The following is a 16,712-nucleotide window of genomic DNA, read 5'->3' as shown; positions in this document are numbered from 1 at the left end:
TCGCGGCTCGATCTTGCAGGAGACTGAACCTCGCTACTCGATCGTCACCGCCCGGAATTCGACCGGGTAGCCCTCCGCCTGAAATCCGATGCGGCCCTCGGTCAATTCGGTCGGCTCGCTGGTTGAGACCTGCTGCCCGTTCAGCGTGACGGTCAAGGCGCCGCCTTCGCTGACCACCTCCACGCGGTTCCACTCGCCCGGCGGCTTCCGGGCGGCGTCGCGGGCGGCTTCGTCCAACGTGCTTTCGACGGTCACGTCGCGAGCGTTGGATTTGATTTGGGCCGTGTCGTCCCACCGACCCTGCACCTCGAGGCACCGCGGCCAAACCTTGTCCTCCTCGCCGACGAACAGCAGGCAGCCGGTATTTTCCCCCGGAACCTCCTCCGTGCCGAGCGGGTCGGCCTCGGGGAAGCGGTATTCGTAGGAGACGGTGAAGCCCGGGCCGTACTCCGCCGTCGACGCGAAGTAGCCGCGGCCGTCGAGGATCACGCCGTCGTCGGTCGGGTTGAAGGTGATCGCCCCGTCGGCGGGGAACAGGACGAAGTTTTCCAGCGCCGCGGGCAGCGGCTTGAAGTTCGGCATCCCGGCGGGCGTCTCGGCGACGCCGCCGCCTTCGTCAGACGCGTCCGTCGTGTGGGAATCGACCGCCTCGGGTTCGCTCCCGCAGCCGTTCAGCAGGACGATCAGGCCCGCGGTCGCCAGGGCGGCGGCGCTGTAGGCGAACCGACGGCGGATGCGGGCCAGCCGGTCCTCCGCGATGCCGTCGCCGGCGTGAGCGTGCGGGTCGTGCGTGTCGTCGGAGGGGTCGGGGGGGTCGGGGGCGTGCATCGGCGGACGTGATTGCGACTCGGGGCGAACGCCGCCACGATACCCGCTCGCCTCGCACCCCGCACCGAAAGCGTTTCCGCATGTCGCTGTTCTCCGGCTCCAAGGACTACCAATTTTACGCCGCCGGCCGCTGGCAGGACGGCGATACGAAGATCGAGGTGCTCAACCCCGCGGACGAGTCCGTCCTCGCCACCACCCCGGACGCCACCGCCGCCCAGTGCACCGAAGCGCTGGAGTTCGCCAAGAAGGCCCAGAAGGCCTGGGGCAAGCTGACCGGCGTGGAACGCGGCAACGTCCTGCGGAAGTGGGCCGACCTGGTCGACGAGCGGAAAGAGGAGTTCGCCCGACTGCTCTCCAGAGAGGTCGGCAAGCCGATCCGCGAAGCCCGCGGCGAGATTGACTTCGGCAACAGCTGGCTGCGGTACTTCGCCGGGTTCGACCGGCACATCGAGGGCGAGATCCTCTCCGCCGACCAGCCGAACGAACAGCTCTGGCTCGTCCCGCAGCCGGCCGGCGTGGCGGTGGGCGTGATCGCCTGGAACTTCCCGTACGCCGTCGCCTGCCGAAAGATCGCCCCGGCGCTGATTGCCGGCTGCGCCATCGTGCTCAAGCCGCACGAGGACACCCCGCTGACGGCCCTCGAACTGGCCAAGCTGGCGGAGGAAGCCGGCGTGCCGCCGGGCATCGTGAACGTGATCACCGGCCGCGGGGCCACCGCCGGCGCCGCCCTGACCAGCAGCCCGCTGGCGGACGTGATCTCCTTCACCGGCAGCGTGAAGACCGGCAAGGCGATCGCCAAGGCGGCCGCGGAGAACGTGACGTTCGCCTCGCTGGAACTGGGCGGCAAGGCTCCCTTCCTGGTGCTGGACGACGCCGACGTGGACGAGGCGGTCGATATCGCCGTCTTCAGCCGGTTCCTCAACTGCGGCCAGATCTGCACCGCCAACGAACGCACCTACGTGCAGCGGGGCGTGTACGAGCAGTTCCTCGAAAAGTACGTCGCCAAGGTGGAGGGCCTGTCCGTCGGCGACCCGCTGGACGAGGACATGTATCTCGGCCCGAAGGTCAATAAAACGGAGCTGGAAAAGGTCGACCGGATGGTTCAGGCCGCCGTCGCCGGCGGCGCCACCACGCTGACCGGCGGCGGGCTATTCGAGCGGGAGGGCAAGTACCAGAAGGGCTACTGGTACAAGCCGACCGTCATCACCGGCGTGGACAACTCCAACCCGCTGATGCAGGACGAAATCTTCGGCCCGGTCACGCCCGTCGCCCCCTTCGACGACTTTGAAGAGGGCCTCGCCCTGGCGAACGACACCCGCTTCGGCCTCGCCGGCTATCTGGTGACGAACGATATGAACAAGATCATGCGGGCGATCCGCGATCTGGAACTGGGCGAGCTGTATATTAACCGCGGCTGCGTGGAGAGCATCCACGGCTACCACACCGGCTGGAAGCAGAGCGGCGTCGGCGGCGACGACGGCAAAAAGGGCCTGGAACACTACCTGCGGTACAAAAGCGTGTACCTCAAGTATCAGGGCTGATCGCCGCTCCCTCGGACCCTGTAACGCCGAGGCCCCGCGGGGCCTCGGCGTTCTTTTTATTCGGTCAATCGAAAGGCCCGCAGGACGTTCTCGTCCCGGGCGTAAAGGACGCCCTCGCTGTAGGCCGGCAGGGCGCGGACGATGGAGTCGAACAGCGTGACCCGGCCCAACTCCCGATACCACTGCCGGTCGGCGGCGGCGAGGACGAGTTCGCCGTCCGTCTTGAGAATCACCAATGAGCCGCCGCCCTCGGCGTCCGGTAACGCGATCAACGTGGCGTGGCCGAAGCCGCGTTGGGTCCAGCGGAGTTCGTCGGCGTTCGGTGCGAGACAGACGAGGTTGCTCTCGCCCACGTCCTGTCGGCCGTCCACTCCGTAGAGGTCGGATCCGACCTGCACCGGCGTGGCGTAATGGGCGGCGAGCGTTTCGGAGCCGGCATACGCGACCGTCGCGGATTTGGCAGTCACGTCCAGCAGCGTGGCGCCGACGCCGTAATTCGCTGTGAGGAACACCGATTTCCATTCGCGTACGGACGCCTCGTTCCCGGGCAGCAGGACCGGGTTCGCACCCACCGCCGTCGGACCGCGGGCGCCGAAGGGAACCTCCCAGATCACCCGGCCCGTCAACGGATCGAGGCCGTAGTTCGACAATCGAGTCGGCGTCACGGCGAAGGCCCGTCCGTCGATTTCGGCCAACACCGGCGAACTGTACGCCGCCTTCGCGTCGGTCGCGGTCCACCGCGTCTCGCCCGTTTTCAAGTCGAAGCCGACGACGCCCGCCCCGTCCCGGTCGCCCCCGACGACGGTCAGCACGATCCCGCCGCCGTTCCCGTCCGGCACGACCAGCGGCGTGCTGCCGAAGCCGAAGTAGCCGGGGTCGGCGCCGTAGTCCGCCGCGGCGTCGCGGCGCCACAGCTCCTGGCCGTCCGACTGCTTCACGCACCGCAGCACGCCGGCGGCGCCGAAGATCACGACGCGGCCGCCCAGCAGCGGGGTGACGACCGGCACGCAGCGGGGGCCGGCGTCGCCGATGAAGCCGCCGCCGTAGGTCGCGGGGGCGTCGCTGGTCCACCTCGTCTCCCCCGTGGCGGCGTCGAGGGCTTCCAGTCGCTCGACGTCCTCGCCGTCCGCCGTCGTGGTGCGGTGAAACAGATACACCGTCCCGTCCGCGACCGCCGGGCCGGCGAAGCCTTGGCCGACCGATTTCGACCACCGCGGTTGCAGGTTCTCCGGCAACTCCGTTAGCGGGGCCTCGTCGGCGGCGACGCCGTTGCGGTTCGGACCGAGAATCTGCGGCCAATCGCCCGCCGCGGCGGAGGAGGATGCGATGAACAGCAGGGCGAGGGCGGTTCTCATGCCGCCATCCTAGTGTCCCGAGTTAGAAGTTCGCGGCTACTTTTCCGGCGGCCGGGACGGATAATGGGCGATCGCGAAGACCGAGGAGGTTGCGATGCCGTGGCGTGAACCGATCGAGGTCACGGCGGAAGAACGGGCGGCGTTGGAACGCTGGGCCCGTCGGCCGAAGACTGCCCAGGCGCTGGCGCTGCGGAGCCGGGTCGTGCTGGCCTGCGCGGATCCGGGGCGAATCGGACGCCGGCAGACCGACGTCGCCGTCGCCAAGGATTTGGGCGTGACCAACACGACCGTCCACAAGTGGCGCACGCGGTTCGAGATCGACCGGCTCGACGGCCTCTCCGACGAACCCCGCTGCGGAGCCCCCCGCAGAATCACCGACGAGCAGGTGGAGGCGGTCGTCACGCGGACGCTGGAGTCGACGCCGGAGAACGCCACGCATTGGAGCACCCGCGGCATGGCGGCGGCCTTGGGCCTATCGCAGACGGCGGTCTCGCGGATTTGGCGGGCGTTCGGCCTGAAGCCCCACCTATCGGAGACGTTCAAGCTCTCCAAGGATCCGCAGTTCGTGGAGAAGGTCCGCGACGTCGTCGGCCTGTACCTGGCGCCGCCGCAACACGCGATCGTGCTCTCGGTGGACGAGAAGAGTCAGCGCCAGGCCCTCGAGCGTTCGGCGCCGGTCGAGCCGATGCGGCCCGGACGGCCGGAGTCGCACACGCACGACTACGTCCGGCACGGGACGACGAGCCTGTTCTCGGCGTTGAACGTCGCCACCGGCGAGGTCGTCGGCAAGTGCATGCGACGCCACCGCAGCGCGGAGTTCGTGCGGTTCCTCAATCAGCTCGACGCGGCGATTCCCGCGACGGACGCGAACGGCGAGGCCGTCGAACTGCACGTGATCATGGACAACTACGCCACGCACAAGACCGACCGGGTGCGGCGGTGGTTCGCCAGGCGGCCGCGGTATCACGTGCATTTCACGCCGACGGGGGCCTCGTGGATCAATCAGGTCGAGCGGTTCTTCGCGGAACTGACGACCAGACGACTGCGGCGGGGCGTGTTTAAAAGCGTGCCGGCGTTGGAGCGGGCGATCAACGACTACGTCGCCCAACACAACCGGAACGCCAAGCCATTCGTGTGGACGACCGACGCCGATTTAATCCTCGACCGGGTCCGTCGAAGATGCGAGCGAACTTCCAACTCAGGACACTAGCGGGCGCTACGTGACCGGGACGACGCGGTGGAACCGCAGGGCGACCTCGCCGTCCAGCACGCGGCGGACGCCCTCGGTCAGCACGGCGGGTTCGTGCTCCGTTTCGCCCCGCCGCTTGATCTCCTTCAGCGGGGTGCCGGGCGGGACGGTGAAGGTGGCCTGGTGGACGATCTGCTCGCCGGCGTCCAGTTCGGGGACGATGAAGTGCACCGTCGCCCCGTAGGTCAGCATGTGGCGGGCGTGGGCGTCCTCGTAGGGGCGGAAGCCGGGGAAGGGGGGCAGCAGGCCGTGGTGCAGATTGAGGATGCGACCGCCGGCGTACTTCCAGCAAACCGCCGCCGGCAGGACCCGCATGTAGCGGGCCAGCAGGACGTAATCGACGGCGTGCTCGTCCAGCAGATCGACCAGCCGTTCGTTGTCCGGGGCGCCGCGGTCGTCGCCGATGTCGAAGAAGGGCACGCCGAACTCCTCCGCGACGCCCCGGCAGGTCGGGCGGTTGCCGATCACGCAGGAGACCTCCGCCTTCAGCCGGCCGTCGCGGACGGCTCGCAGCACGGCGGTCGCGGGCTCCGGGCGGTAGGTCGTGCAGATCGCCAGCCGCGGCGGGGTCCGCTCCCCCGGGACCCAGGTCCGCACGCTGAGGCCCCGCTCGGACCCGATCCGGTCCAAGTCCGCCCGCAGCGTGGCGGAGTCGGCGTCGTCCTCCCACTCGGCCCGCACCAGCATCGCGAACAGGTGCTCCTGATCGCGGTCGTACATCTGGATTTCGTGCAGGTTCGCGCCGGCGCTCGTGAGGTGATGGATGATCGGATCGGCGAGCCCGCGGTTGTCCGGGCCGACGGCGGTGACGACGGCGTGCATCTGGTCTCCTCGGTTCCTCCTGGTCGCCCCCGCGAAACTGCCAGCGTACCGCGGCCCGCTTGCGGTTTCGCGGGACCCCCGCCAGAAAACTCCCATGGACGAATCGACCCGCGCCCGCCTGTGGGCCCCTTGGCGGCTGGACTACATCAAGGACCCGAACCGGGCCAAGGCCCCGCGGGTTCCCGACGGGGGAGGGACCGGGTGCTTCCTGTGCGACGCGGCCGCGAACCCGTCCGAGGACGCGGAGCGGCTGGTCGTCGCCCGTCGCGGGCCGGCCGTCGCGGTGCTGAACCGCTTCCCCTACAACAACGGTCACCTGCTGGTCGCCCCGCTGGAGCACCGCGGGGACCTGACGGAGCTGTCGCCGGAGCAGTCCGCCGCCTGCCAGTCGCTGCTGGCCGACGCCGTGGTCGCCATGCGGGAGACGCTGAACGCCCAGGGGTTCAACGTGGGGCTGAACCTCGGGGCGGTCGCCGGGGCGGGGCTGCCGGGGCACCTGCACTGGCACCTCGTACCGCGGTGGCCGGGCGACGGGAACTTCATGACGGTCACGGCGAACGCCAGCGTGATCCCCCAGTCGCTGGGGACTTTGCACGAACTGCTGACCGGTCACGCCCGGCTGCGCGGGGACGCCGGAAGCGGGGATTGAATCGCCGCGCGGGGCCGTGCGGAAAGGAACGCCGTCGGCGGCCGCGGCGGGGGCCGCGGGGCGGAGTCGCCGCTTTACGCCCCGTCGGGCGCCTTTAGAATCGGGGGCTCCCCCGCGGCGCCGTGTCGCATGCCGCCCCGGCGCCGTCCCGTCGCTCGTTCTCCCCGGCGTTCCGCCGGTCAATCTCCATGTTGCTCACAGCGCTGCGGCTCCTGTACATCCTGGCCGCCAGCGGGGCGACCGCGGTGTTCGTCAATTCGTTGTCGACCGACCGCCCGGATCTGGTCAACGCGCACCCGTTTCTCACCTGGCTGACGGTGACGGCGTTGATGTCGGCGTTCGTGGTCGCCGACCTGGTGATCCGCCGCAAACGGATCGAGGACATCTCCGCCGTCTATTTCGGCGTGCTGGTCGGCTCCCTGTTGAGCTACCTGTTGTTGCAGGCGCTCTCCCCCTTCGTGGCGGAGACGAGTTGGGAAGGCCTGGTGGAGATCATCGTGCCGTTGGCGCTGGTATACGTCAGCGTGTCCTTCCTGCTGCAGACGAAGGGGGAGTTCCGATTTATCATCCCCTTCGTGGAGTTCAGCCGGGAGTTGAAGGGCGGCCGCCCGCTGGTGCTGGACGACAGCGCCCTGATCGACGGTCGCATCGTCGGTCTGGCGGAGGCCGGGCTGGCGGACACGCTGCTGGTCGTGCCGGACTTCGTCATCAACCTTGTGCAGTCCGTCGCCGACAGCCCGGAGAAGTCCCGTCGCGCCCGCGGCCGCCGGGGGCTGGACATGCTGCAAAAGCTTCGCGACCTGCCGGGGAACCACGTCCGCGTCGAAGCGACCGGCGAGGAGCTGACCGGCCAGGCGGCCGAGCACCGGCTGCTCTCCCTCGCGGACGAAATGGGCGCCCGATTAGTGACGAACGACCAGAACCTCGCCCGGGCGGCCTCGGCCCGGGGCATCGGCAGCGTGAACCTGAACGTCGTCGCCAACGCCCTCAAGCCTCGGCACCTGCCGGGCGATCGCTTCAACCTGAAGATCCAAAAACGCGGCGAGGCCCCGGGGCAGGGCGTCGGCTATCTGGACGACGGCACGATGGTCGTCTGCGAGGAAGCCGCCCCCAAGCAGGGTTACGAGGTGCAGGTCGAAGTCACCAGCGTGCTGCAGAACAACAGCGGCCGGATGATCTTTTCGAAGCTGGCCGTGTAGGGCTCGCTGCGCTGGAAACTCCAAGATCAAGAAATCAAGAACCCAAGGTGCCGAGCCCCGGCGCCCCTTTGGTTCTTGATTTCTTGGTCTCGGAGCTTCCCCCTACATTCGTTCGAGCACGCGGATGCCCAGCAGGCCGAGCCCCGCGGCCATCACGCGGGCGGTCGTGTCGGCGAGGATGAGTCGACTCGTCTTCAACTCCTCGGTCTCCGCCTTGACGATCGGGCAGGCGTCGTAGAAGGCGCTGAAGGCTTTGGCGGTGTCGAACAGATAGTCCGTCAGCACGTTCGGCCGGTGGTCGCGTGAGGCCTCCCGCACCGCCTCGGCGAAGCGGTTCAGTTGCAGGGCCATCGCCCGCTCCGAGGGGTCGGTGAGCAGCACGGCGCCGTCGTCGGCGACGAACTCGGCCCGCAGGGCCTCTCGGTCGACCGCGCCCTTGCGGAAGATGCCGCAGACCCGGGCGTGGGCGTACTGCATATAGGTCGCCGTGTTGCCGGTCGTGGACAGCATCTTGTCCCAACTGAACACGTAGTCGCTTTCACGGTTGTGGGCGAGGTCGGCGTATTTGATTCCGCCCATCCCGACGGCTTCCGCGACGGCCTGACGTTCGGCGGCGTCCAGTTCGGGGCCGTCCGGCTTGGCGTCGTCGTTTTCGGAGACGATCGCCAGCGCCCGCTCGACGGCTTCGTCCAGCAGCGACTCCAGGCCGATCGTGTCCCCGCTGCGGGTTTTAAACGGCTTGCGGTCCTCGCCCATCACCGTGCCGAAGGAGACGTGTTTGAATTCCGTCTCGTCGTAACCCCACCGCCGCGCGGTGGCGGCCACGTTGGCGAAGTGGTCCCCCTGCCGGCTGTCGACGACGTACAGCATCGCGTCGGCGCCGAGTTCGTCGACGTGATGCTTCACCGTGGCGAGGTCGGTGGTGCCGTACAGGAAGGCCCCGTCGCCCTTGCGGATCACGAACGGCCCCGGGATTGCCTTGCCGGCCGGGTCGACGTTCCCCCGCACGACGACCGCCCCGTCGGACTCCTCCGCGATGCCTTTCTGCAATAACTCCTCGACGACGTCGGCGAGCATCGGCTGATAGAAGCTCTCCCCGTAGACGGCGTCGTGTCGCACGCCGAGCCGGTCGTAAATGACCTGCAACGCGGCGAGACAGGGCGGGAGGAACTCCTCCCACAGCCGCTTGTTCTCGGAGTCGCCGGCGTGCAGCTTGGCCGTTTCGTTTCGGGCCGCGGCGGCGATCTCCGGGTGGGCGTCGGCGAGGGCTTTGAGAGACGGGTCGGCCTCGATCGCGGCGATTTTCGCCGTCGCGGACGCCAGAGCGTCCGCGGCGGACGCCGCCTCCTGCTTCAATTTGAACAACTGCTTCTTCGCCGCCTTATCGGCCGGCGGGGGGAAGTCCGTGACCGCCTGCCGCGTCTTCTCGACGGCGGCTTCCAGCTTCGGCCGCTTTTTCTTCGCGGCCTGATAATCGCCGAGGGCGTTCACCGTACGGTAGAGCCGGGCCAATTCCGTGACGGCGTCGGCTTGATACGCCGCTTCGTCGCGGAAGTTTTTATAACCGTACAGCAGCATGCCGAACTGGGTGCCCCAGTCGCCGAGGTGGTTGTCCCCGATGACGTGGTGCCCCTGGAACTTCAGGATGCGCACCACCGCGTCGCCGATGACCGTCGTCCGCAGGTGGCCGACGTGCATCGGCTTGGCGACGTTCGGGCTGGAGAAGTCGACGGTGATCGTCCGCGGGTCCGCCGCGACCGGCACGCCCAGCCGTTCGTCGGCGGCCAGTTGCGCGGTCTCCGCGGCGAGCACGTCGTCTTTCACCCGCAGGTTGATGAACCCCGGGCCGGCGACCTCCGGCTCCTCGAACAGGTCCGTCAACTCCGCGGCGGCGGCGATCTCCGCGGCCAACTCCCGGGGCGGCTTCTTCGCCCGCTTGGCCAGCGGCATGGCGAAGTTCGCCTGGAAGTCGCCGAATCGCGGGTCGTTCGCCGGGCGGATCAGGTCGAGGAAGGTCTCGACCGACGCCCCCTCCGGCAGATGCGGGGCGAGGGCGGGGGCGAAACGGGTCCGGGCGGCGTCGAGAAAGTCCATGCCGGCAATCTATCAGACCGGCGTCGATTCGCCCCCTCCCGCGGCCGCCCGGCGGCGATTCGTCGGCCGGGGCGACTCGTCCTCGCGACTACTCTTCCTCGGAGGCGGCCGGGCTCTCGTCCTCGACGGCGGCCTCCTCCGCCGGCAAGCCGAGTTCGGCCCGCCAGTCAACGTGTTCCGCGTCGCCCCAGAGCCCTTCCAGGTCGTACAAATCGCGGCTGTCGTCGGTGAGGACGTGCAGCACGACGTCGCCGTAGTCCCGCAGGATCCACAGGCCGCTCTCGTCGCCCTCGCCGCCGAGCTTCGGGGCGCCGGACCGCTTCATCACGAGGTCCGCCTCCTCGGCCAGCGCCACCATCTGCCGCTTGCTGGAGCCGGTGGTCAGTACGAAGTAGTCGAACACCGGCGTGACCGCGGTAAGGTCGAGCACCTTCGTGTCCCGGCCGCGGAACTTCAGGCACAACTCCGCCAGCTTCAGGGCCGTGGGGCGGCCGCGTTCGCTGCGGGGCCCGGCGTCCGGGGCCGGCGTGCGCGGCTGCGGCTCGGCGGCGGCCCGCTCGGGCGCGGCCTCCTCGGGGGCGTCGGTGTCGGTTTGCGGCGGGAGCGTTTGCGGCATCGGCAGGGCGGCGGGGTGATCGTCGAATGAAGGACGCTTCATTATCACCCCGAGCGCGGCCGCCCGCCACCGGCAAGAACGCCCGCCGCCCCCGCGGGGGGACCTCCGCGGGGGGACCTCCGCGGGGGCGAACCGGGGCGCTCAGCCGCGAATGATGTTGTTGCGGCGTTCGTACTCGAACTCATCGATCGCCTCCTCGCGGGCCGACGCGTCGGAGTTGTTCCACAGGTCGTACAGCGGGGCGTCCTCCGGCAGCTCGGCGGCGCCGGTGGTGAACTGCAGGGCGTCGCGGAGGTACACGAGGTCCACCATCCGCTCCGACAGCCCCAACACGTCCTCGGTCCCCAGCGGGCTTTCGGTGAGGACCTTCTCCCACAGTTCGAGGCCTTCCCAGAGCTTCTCCGCGGCGATCTTCTGGGCGCCGGGTTCGTCGCTGACCAGCGCCAGCTTGCCCTCGTAGACCAGCTGGCGGGCCTTCACCGTCTCCGGACGGGCCTCGAGCGTCGCCTTCTCCTTCCAGAAGTCGTAGTTGAGGGAGTTCCGCTTGCGGGCGATCTCGGCCCGGACCTCGTCCTCCGTGAAGCGGCGTTCGATGCCGTATTCCGCGAGGCGGGCGTTGACCTCCTCGGTCATCTGCCGGACGTCCTCCTCGTCCGCCTCCACGAAGACCGTCGCCCCGATGAAGGTGGGCAGCCGACGCTTGCCGAGCCCCTCGACCCAGTCGCGGCGGGCGTCGGACCAGGCGGCGGGGGCGTCGGCGAACTCGCCGGCCTCCTCGATCGCCTCGGCGTACTGCCGCTGCGCCTCGGCCGGCTTGGAGACGAACAGCTCCTCGATCATCTGCGATTGCCGGGGGAACTTCGGATTGTCGTTCGCCTCGACGCTGTACTGGTACCAGGACTTACTGGCGAGGTGGTGATGCGGGAAGCTGCGGGTCTCCGCCGGGTCCCGGTTCAGTTCCGGGTCGGTCTGGCCGCCGAAGGCGGCGACGTCCGGATCCTCGTTCCAGTACTCGCGGTAGTAGTTCTTCTCGTCGGCATTGCCGATCTTCTGACCGAGGATCTGGCCGACCTTGAACCGCAGGTCCGGGCTCTGGCTATTCCGGTCCACGCCGTCCATCACGAACTTCGTGCCTTCCTTCACCCAGTACCAGCGGTCCGGCACGCCGTCCCACTCCGCGGCGACGTTGTAGGCGAGGTTCCAGCCCTGGAAGTCCCACACCTTTTCGTAGTGGGGCTGGAGCAGGGTGATGCTGTCCACGTCGCTGCGGAGGCGGGCCCAGTCCTTTTTCTCCTTGGCGTCCATCGCGTCCTGCCAGAGGACGTTCGTCGCCACGCCCCGCAGGCCGAACAGCACGAGGTTCATCGTGCTGCTGGACGGGTCCACGTTGCCCAGGCTCGCCTCGCCGAGGGTGAAGGCGTCCCGCTTCTGGGACAGCATGCCGCCGGCGTCGTCGCCCTCCGCGCGGTCGGCGCTGGCCACGGAGGCCGGACGACCGAGCCAGATGATCGGGATCGACAACAACAGCAGGGCCACCGCGTAGGTGATCTTCCGCTGCCGGGGGGTGAACTCGTTCATCAGGGGGCGGGGTGGAATGGTCGGGGTCCGCCGAGATTACGACGGACGGCGGCGAAGCGTGGGACGGCGGGCGAGGTTTGCACGGAACCGGCGGGGCGATCCGCGGAACGGGCGGTCACTTCGCCTCCAGCTCCCGCGACCGCAGGCTGAGGGAGCCGACGATGTAGCAGGGGATCAGGAAGCCGAGCGTCACCAGCGCGGCCCAGGCGAGGTCGCTGCTCGGGATGGCGAAGCCCTCCGCGGTGCGGGCGGCGGTGTCGAAGGCGCTGAAGTCCGGAATGACCTGCGAGAGCGCCCACATCAGGTACAGGATGCCCTGGTCCAGCGTCTGGATGACCGTGGTGCCGACGCCCTCCGGCAGATCCTTGACGGTGTTCATGTGCGTGAGGATGCGGTAGGCGGCTTCGATCGGCCCGCCCTGGTCGCTGCCGTCGAGGTTCGTCGGGTCGAACACCCCCACGACCAGCTCGTTCATCAGCGCGTGGGCCTGCTGGCCGACAATCAGCAGGGTGAAGACCAACAGCGTGGCCACCGGCCCCTTCACGAACGTCCCCGCCGTCACCCCGAGGGCGACCAGCAGAATCATTTTGAGCCAGAGCGCGACGATGCTGCCGAGGTAGCTCAGCTCGAACGGGCCGTCGGGCGGGCGGATGAACAGGTCGGCCCGGCCCATGCCGAGGAGTTGCTGCGGGTCCAGCGACCGCACCTCGACGGTCAGCCGGCCGTCGTCGGTGACGAAGTCCCGCATCAGGTCGTAGTTCGCCAACTCGCCGGTCTCCGGGTCGCGGGAGGCGAACTGGACCGGCAGGTTGTGGACGTTGCCGTCGAACTCCTGCAGCTCGATCAGCTTCGGATCGGGCGCCGTCAGGCCGGTTTCCGGGTTCACGTAGGTGAACTGGATCAGCAGGCCCCGGTTCATGTTCCCCTTGATCGTCCGGAAGCCCTCGAAGTCGCTTTCGAACTGAAGCACCTGGCCCTCGGTCCGCTCGCCGGTGGCGGCGTCCTCCAGGGTGACGTCGCGGAAGACGTCCTCGGTGACGCCGTCGAAGGTGTAGGCGGCGAACATGCGGGAGGCGCCGTCGATATAGCCGCGGTACTCCCAGATGTTGCCGACGTTCAGCCCCTTGTCCGTCGGGCGGCCCTCGCGGTCCCAGAACTGCAGGCCGCGCTGCACCAGGACCTGCCGGCCGGTCTCCGGGTCGACGGCGTACTGATCCTCCATGGCGAACACCGGGCGGCGGGCCACCAGGGCGCCCTCCACGTCCGCCCCGTCGGCCTGGCGAACGATCCACACGTAGCCCACCAGGCCCATCACGGCGAGGATCACCGTGCCGATCAGCGAGTAGCCCAGCATCCGCCCCAGCACGACCTCGCTCCGCCGGGCCGGCTTCGTGACGACGGTGTGCAGGCTGCGGCGGCGGATGTCCTCCGGGATGCCCCAGCAGGACAGCAGGAGCATCACGAGTAGCGTGAGCCAGCCGACGACCGTCAGCACGAAGCTCACGTAGACCTTCACCTGGTCCGCGGGGCGGTTGCCGGAGTCCGACAGGAACCACCCGGCGAACATAAACAGCACGCCGAACAGGGCGAACACGTACAGCGCCCGCCGCCGCAGGGCTTCCCGCCAGGTGAGCTGGGCGATCGCCCAAACGTGCCCGCCGGAGACCTTCACCAGGTCCGCCGCCCCGGCGGCGAGGCCGCGGAAGAAGTTCTTGGCCCCGCGGCCGCCCCCGGCGATCACCGCGGCGATCAGGGCGATCGCCAACACGAGCAGCGTCAGCGAACCGAACACCTGCACCCAGGTGAGGACCGAGCCGGTCGGGTCGAAGAGGCGGGGGGTCAGGTCCATGCGGGGGACGCGAACGTCAGGGGTGAGTGCGGGCGGGCGGGGCGGGCGGCGGCGTCGGTCCGGGGGGACGAACCGGCGGGGCCGCGGTCAGGCCTTCTCGGCGGTCTCCGGCGAACCGTCCGCCGAGGCGGTCGCGGGCGGGCCGGCGTCGGCCGGCGGGGCCTCGCCCGGCAGGTCCTCGGCGCTGAAGGTCCGACCCGGACGGGCCTCCGCCTCGGAGACCGTCCGCAGGAACAGGTCTTCCAGCGTCTTCTTCGGTTGGGTCACGCCGGCGCTCACGTGGTGCTTGGCCAGCACGGCCTGCACCTCGGCGAGGGCCTCCGGCGACAGCACCGGCGTGACGATCTGCGTCTCGCCGCGGCTGCGGAGCAGCTCGTCCACGGTGCCCAGCAGCTTCAGTTCGCCGCCGGAGAGGATCGCGATCCGGTCGCAGACGTCCTCGATCTCCGCCAGCAGGTGGGAGCACATCACGACCGTCTTGCCCTGCTCCTTCAGGCTGAGGATCAGGTCCTTGACGTCCGCCCGGCCGTTCGGGTCCAGGCCGGAGGTCGGTTCGTCGAGGAACACGATCTCCGGGTCGTTGATCAGCGCCTGGGCCAGCCCGATCCGGCGGGTCATGCCCTTGGAATACTCCTTGAGCTGCCGTTTGCGGGCGTGCTCGATCTTGACCAGCTTGAGTAATTCGTCCGTCTTGGCCCGCCGCTGGGCCTTGGTCATCTTGAACAGGCGGCCGTAGAAGTCGAGCGTCTCCTCCGCGTTCAGGAAGCGGTAGAGGTAGCTCTCCTCCGGCAGGTAGCCGATCCGCTCGTTCTTGGAGACGTCGGTCGCGGACTTGCCGAGGATGCGAATCGAGCCCTCCGTCGGGAACAGCAGCCCGAGCAGCATTTTGAGGGTCGTCGTTTTGCCGGAGCCGTTCGGGCCCAGCAGGCCGAACACCTCGCCCCGCTTCACGTCCAGGCTGAGGGCGTTGAGGGCCCGCACTTTTTTGCGGCCCCAGAAGTCGCGGTAAACCTTCGAGAGGTTTCGCACCTCGATCACCGTCTCGCCCGGCGGGTGGGCCGGGCCGAGGGCGGCCTCGTCGGCGGCCGTCGGTGCGGCGGGGGCGGACTCGGCGGGCGGGGCGGTGAGAGTGTCGGCCACGGGGGGAACGGCTCGGGGTCGGCGGAGCGGGCGGCGCTGACGCTACGCGTCCGGCACGCGGCGCGTTGGGCGCGGACGGACAAAATCTTCAGCAGCGCGGATCGTACGGTCCGACGCGGCGATCCGCGACAACGCCGCCGCCCCGGGCGGCTCCCCCCGGCGGATCCGCCCCTGGCCCGCCGTTCGCCCCGTCAGAACCGCGCCTCGCGGTGCGACAGGTATTCCAGCAGCGCCTTGTCGAACTGCAGCCCGGTGTGCAGCGGCACGAAGTCCGCCCCCATTTTGCGGCACTCGGTCTGCAGGTCGTCTCGAAACTCTCGCACGGCGTCGCCGTATTCCGCCCGCATGCCGGCGGCGTCGAGAATCAAATTCTCGCCGGTTTCCGGGTCCGTCAGATCGACGGTGCCGGAGAAGGGGAACTCCACCTCGGCCGCGTCGAGGACGTGAAACACGATCACGTCGTGCCCGGCGTGCCGCAGGCGTCGCAGGCCCTCCAGCGTCGGTTCGCGGTCGGTCAGCAGATCGCTGAACAGCATCATCAGGCCGCGATGCTTGGCCATCGCGGAGACCTTCTTCAGCGCCCCGCCGACGTCCGTCCCGCCGGACGGTTTGGCCGCCGCGAGCAACGCCAGCATGTCGCCGAGCTGCTTTCGCTTGCTGCGGGCCGGCAAACTGGCCCGCAGTTCGTCGCCGAACGTCACCAGTCCGACCGGGTCCTGCTGGTGGACCATCAGGTAGCCCATCGCCGCCGCCAGACAGATGCAGTAATCCAGCTTGGTGAGCTTCTGGCTGTGCGTGTAGCCCATGGACTCCGACAGGTCCATCAGCAGCCAGCCGGTGATGTTCGTCTCGGCCTGATACTTTTTGACGTACAGCCGATCGGTCTTGGCGAAGGCCATCCAGTCGATGTCCTTCGGATCGTCCCCCTGGGCGTAGCGGCGGTGCTCCGAGAACTCGACGGAGAACCCGTGAAACGGACTGGCGTGCAGCCCCGCCATGAACCCCTCCACGATAAACCGGGCCCGCAGGTCCAGCCGGCTGACGGTCTGGATGACCTCCGGTTTGAGATAGCGCTCGGTGGGCGTGGGCATGGGGCGATGATAGGGGAGAATCTCCCGCGAAACCGCAAACGGTCAGCGAGGTCGCTTGCGGTTTCGCGGGTCGCGTCGGTGAGGACTCAGCCCCGGCAGCCACCCGTCGTAGTCCGTGACCCCGTCCCACTGCTGCGGGGGCCAGCCAATTTTGGCCGGGTTCAGTTCGACGTACCGAATCACCCGACGGATGTCCGCGGGCGTTTCGAGGAACACGACCCAACCGGGCCCGCCCCAAACCGGGTGTTCCTCGTCACGATGGCCGCGTTCCCGGAGCAGATCCCGAGAGGCGTTCTGCAGGTTGGCGATCATCGTTTCGCCGCGGTCCCGATGTTTGCGGATCAGCACGTGCACGTGATCCGGCATCGCCGCGGCGGCGTAGCAGGTGTACCCGTACCGGCGGACCGCTTCGCCCATCGCCTCCGCGACACATCCGCACTGAGCGGGCGAGAACGTCAACAGGTCGTATCGCAGCTTCTCGGCGGCTCGTTCGTAGAACTCCCGAATTTCCCGGCCCCGCGGCTGAACCGTCTTCCGCCCGTGATGCAGGGGGCCGAGTTCCCTCAACGAATGAACGGAGATCGTGTGCGACATGCTCCCCCGCGGGTCATTCGGAAGCCACCACCCGTACGCCGTCCAGATGAGGTGGTATGCGGCGACCATCGCTCGTCCCTGCAGGGGAAGTCACCCGCGAAACCGCA

At 68.8% G+C, this 16,712-nt stretch carries 14 protein-coding genes; 4 read left to right on the top strand and 10 right to left on the bottom strand.

The window, feature by feature from the left end; genetic code table 11:
- Positions 1 to 33: 33 nt before the first annotated feature.
- Positions 34 to 828: a DUF1080 domain-containing protein gene (locus ACG2DA_RS03550; RefSeq protein ID WP_395254089.1), complete on the bottom strand. Its 795-nt coding sequence runs from the start codon at positions 826 to 828 to the stop codon at positions 34 to 36.
- An 80-nt stretch (positions 829 to 908) separates the two neighbouring features.
- On the opposite strand from ACG2DA_RS03550, the gene ACG2DA_RS03545 reads away from it, so the two are divergent.
- Positions 909 to 2,369, top strand: a complete 1,461-nt coding sequence (locus ACG2DA_RS03545) for an aldehyde dehydrogenase family protein (RefSeq protein WP_395254088.1) — start codon at positions 909 to 911, stop codon at positions 2,367 to 2,369.
- 56 nt (positions 2,370 to 2,425) lie between these two features.
- On the opposite strand, the gene ACG2DA_RS03540 is transcribed toward ACG2DA_RS03545, so the two are convergent.
- Positions 2,426 to 3,724 (bottom strand): PQQ-binding-like beta-propeller repeat protein, encoded by a 1,299-nt coding sequence (locus ACG2DA_RS03540; protein ID WP_395254087.1) that lies wholly within the window; start codon positions 3,722 to 3,724, stop codon positions 2,426 to 2,428.
- A gap of 94 nt (positions 3,725 to 3,818) precedes the next feature.
- Here ACG2DA_RS03540 and ACG2DA_RS03535 point away from each other — a divergent pair, with 94 nt between their 5' ends.
- Positions 3,819 to 4,934, top strand: a complete 1,116-nt coding sequence (locus ACG2DA_RS03535; RefSeq protein ID WP_395254086.1) for an IS630 family transposase — start codon at positions 3,819 to 3,821, stop codon at positions 4,932 to 4,934.
- 6 nt (positions 4,935 to 4,940) lie between these two features.
- Here ACG2DA_RS03535 and ACG2DA_RS03530 read toward each other — a convergent pair whose 3' ends face one another.
- Positions 4,941 to 5,795: a formyltransferase family protein gene (locus tag ACG2DA_RS03530; RefSeq protein ID WP_395254085.1), complete on the bottom strand. Its 855-nt coding sequence runs from the start codon at positions 5,793 to 5,795 to the stop codon at positions 4,941 to 4,943.
- Between the two features lie 94 nt (positions 5,796 to 5,889).
- Between ACG2DA_RS03530 and ACG2DA_RS03525 the strand changes: the two genes are divergently transcribed.
- Together ACG2DA_RS03525 and ACG2DA_RS03520 are read left to right on the top strand one after the other, a co-directional pair.
- Positions 5,890 to 6,444, top strand: coding sequence for an HIT family protein (locus ACG2DA_RS03525; RefSeq protein WP_395254084.1), 555 nt, complete (start codon positions 5,890 to 5,892; stop codon positions 6,442 to 6,444).
- Between the two features lie 188 nt (positions 6,445 to 6,632).
- Entirely contained in the window at positions 6,633 to 7,643 is a 1,011-nt protein-coding gene (locus tag ACG2DA_RS03520; RefSeq protein WP_395254083.1) for a PIN/TRAM domain-containing protein, read from the top strand.
- Positions 7,644 to 7,745: 102 nt separating this feature from the next.
- Here ACG2DA_RS03520 and argS read toward each other — a convergent pair whose 3' ends face one another.
- From argS to ACG2DA_RS03485, 7 genes are all read right to left on the bottom strand, one after another.
- Positions 7,746 to 9,737 carry an arginine--tRNA ligase gene (gene argS / locus ACG2DA_RS03515; protein ID WP_395254082.1) on the bottom strand — a complete coding sequence of 664 codons (1,992 nt, stop codon included), beginning with the start codon at positions 9,735 to 9,737 and terminating at the stop codon, positions 7,746 to 7,748.
- Between the two features lie 88 nt (positions 9,738 to 9,825).
- Positions 9,826 to 10,395 carry a ribosome silencing factor gene (gene rsfS, locus ACG2DA_RS03510; RefSeq protein WP_395254081.1) on the bottom strand — a complete coding sequence of 190 codons (570 nt, stop codon included), beginning with the start codon at positions 10,393 to 10,395 and terminating at the stop codon, positions 9,826 to 9,828.
- A gap of 99 nt (positions 10,396 to 10,494) precedes the next feature.
- A complete protein-coding gene (locus ACG2DA_RS03505) occupies positions 10,495 to 11,931 on the bottom strand; it encodes a hypothetical protein (protein WP_395254080.1) in 1,437 nt (478 codons plus the stop codon).
- Between the two features lie 115 nt (positions 11,932 to 12,046).
- Positions 12,047 to 13,780 (bottom strand): ABC transporter permease, encoded by a 1,734-nt coding sequence (locus tag ACG2DA_RS03500; protein WP_395254079.1) that lies wholly within the window; start codon positions 13,778 to 13,780, stop codon positions 12,047 to 12,049.
- Between the two features lie 87 nt (positions 13,781 to 13,867).
- Positions 13,868 to 14,920, bottom strand: a complete 1,053-nt coding sequence (locus ACG2DA_RS03495) for an ABC transporter ATP-binding protein (RefSeq protein WP_395254078.1) — start codon at positions 14,918 to 14,920, stop codon at positions 13,868 to 13,870.
- 191 nt (positions 14,921 to 15,111) lie between these two features.
- Positions 15,112 to 16,011: a DUF58 domain-containing protein gene (locus ACG2DA_RS03490; protein WP_395254077.1), complete on the bottom strand. Its 900-nt coding sequence runs from the start codon at positions 16,009 to 16,011 to the stop codon at positions 15,112 to 15,114.
- A gap of 42 nt (positions 16,012 to 16,053) precedes the next feature.
- Positions 16,054 to 16,674, bottom strand: coding sequence for a hypothetical protein (locus ACG2DA_RS03485; RefSeq protein WP_395254076.1), 621 nt, complete (start codon positions 16,672 to 16,674; stop codon positions 16,054 to 16,056).
- Positions 16,675 to 16,712 lie beyond the last annotated feature (38 nt).

It is taken from the genome of Alienimonas sp. DA493, assembly GCF_043951915.1.
Classification (GTDB): Bacteria; Planctomycetota; Planctomycetia; order Planctomycetales; family Planctomycetaceae; genus Alienimonas.
The sequence above is the reverse complement of the archived record's forward strand: the minus strand, read 5'-3'. Positions and strand labels throughout refer to the sequence as shown.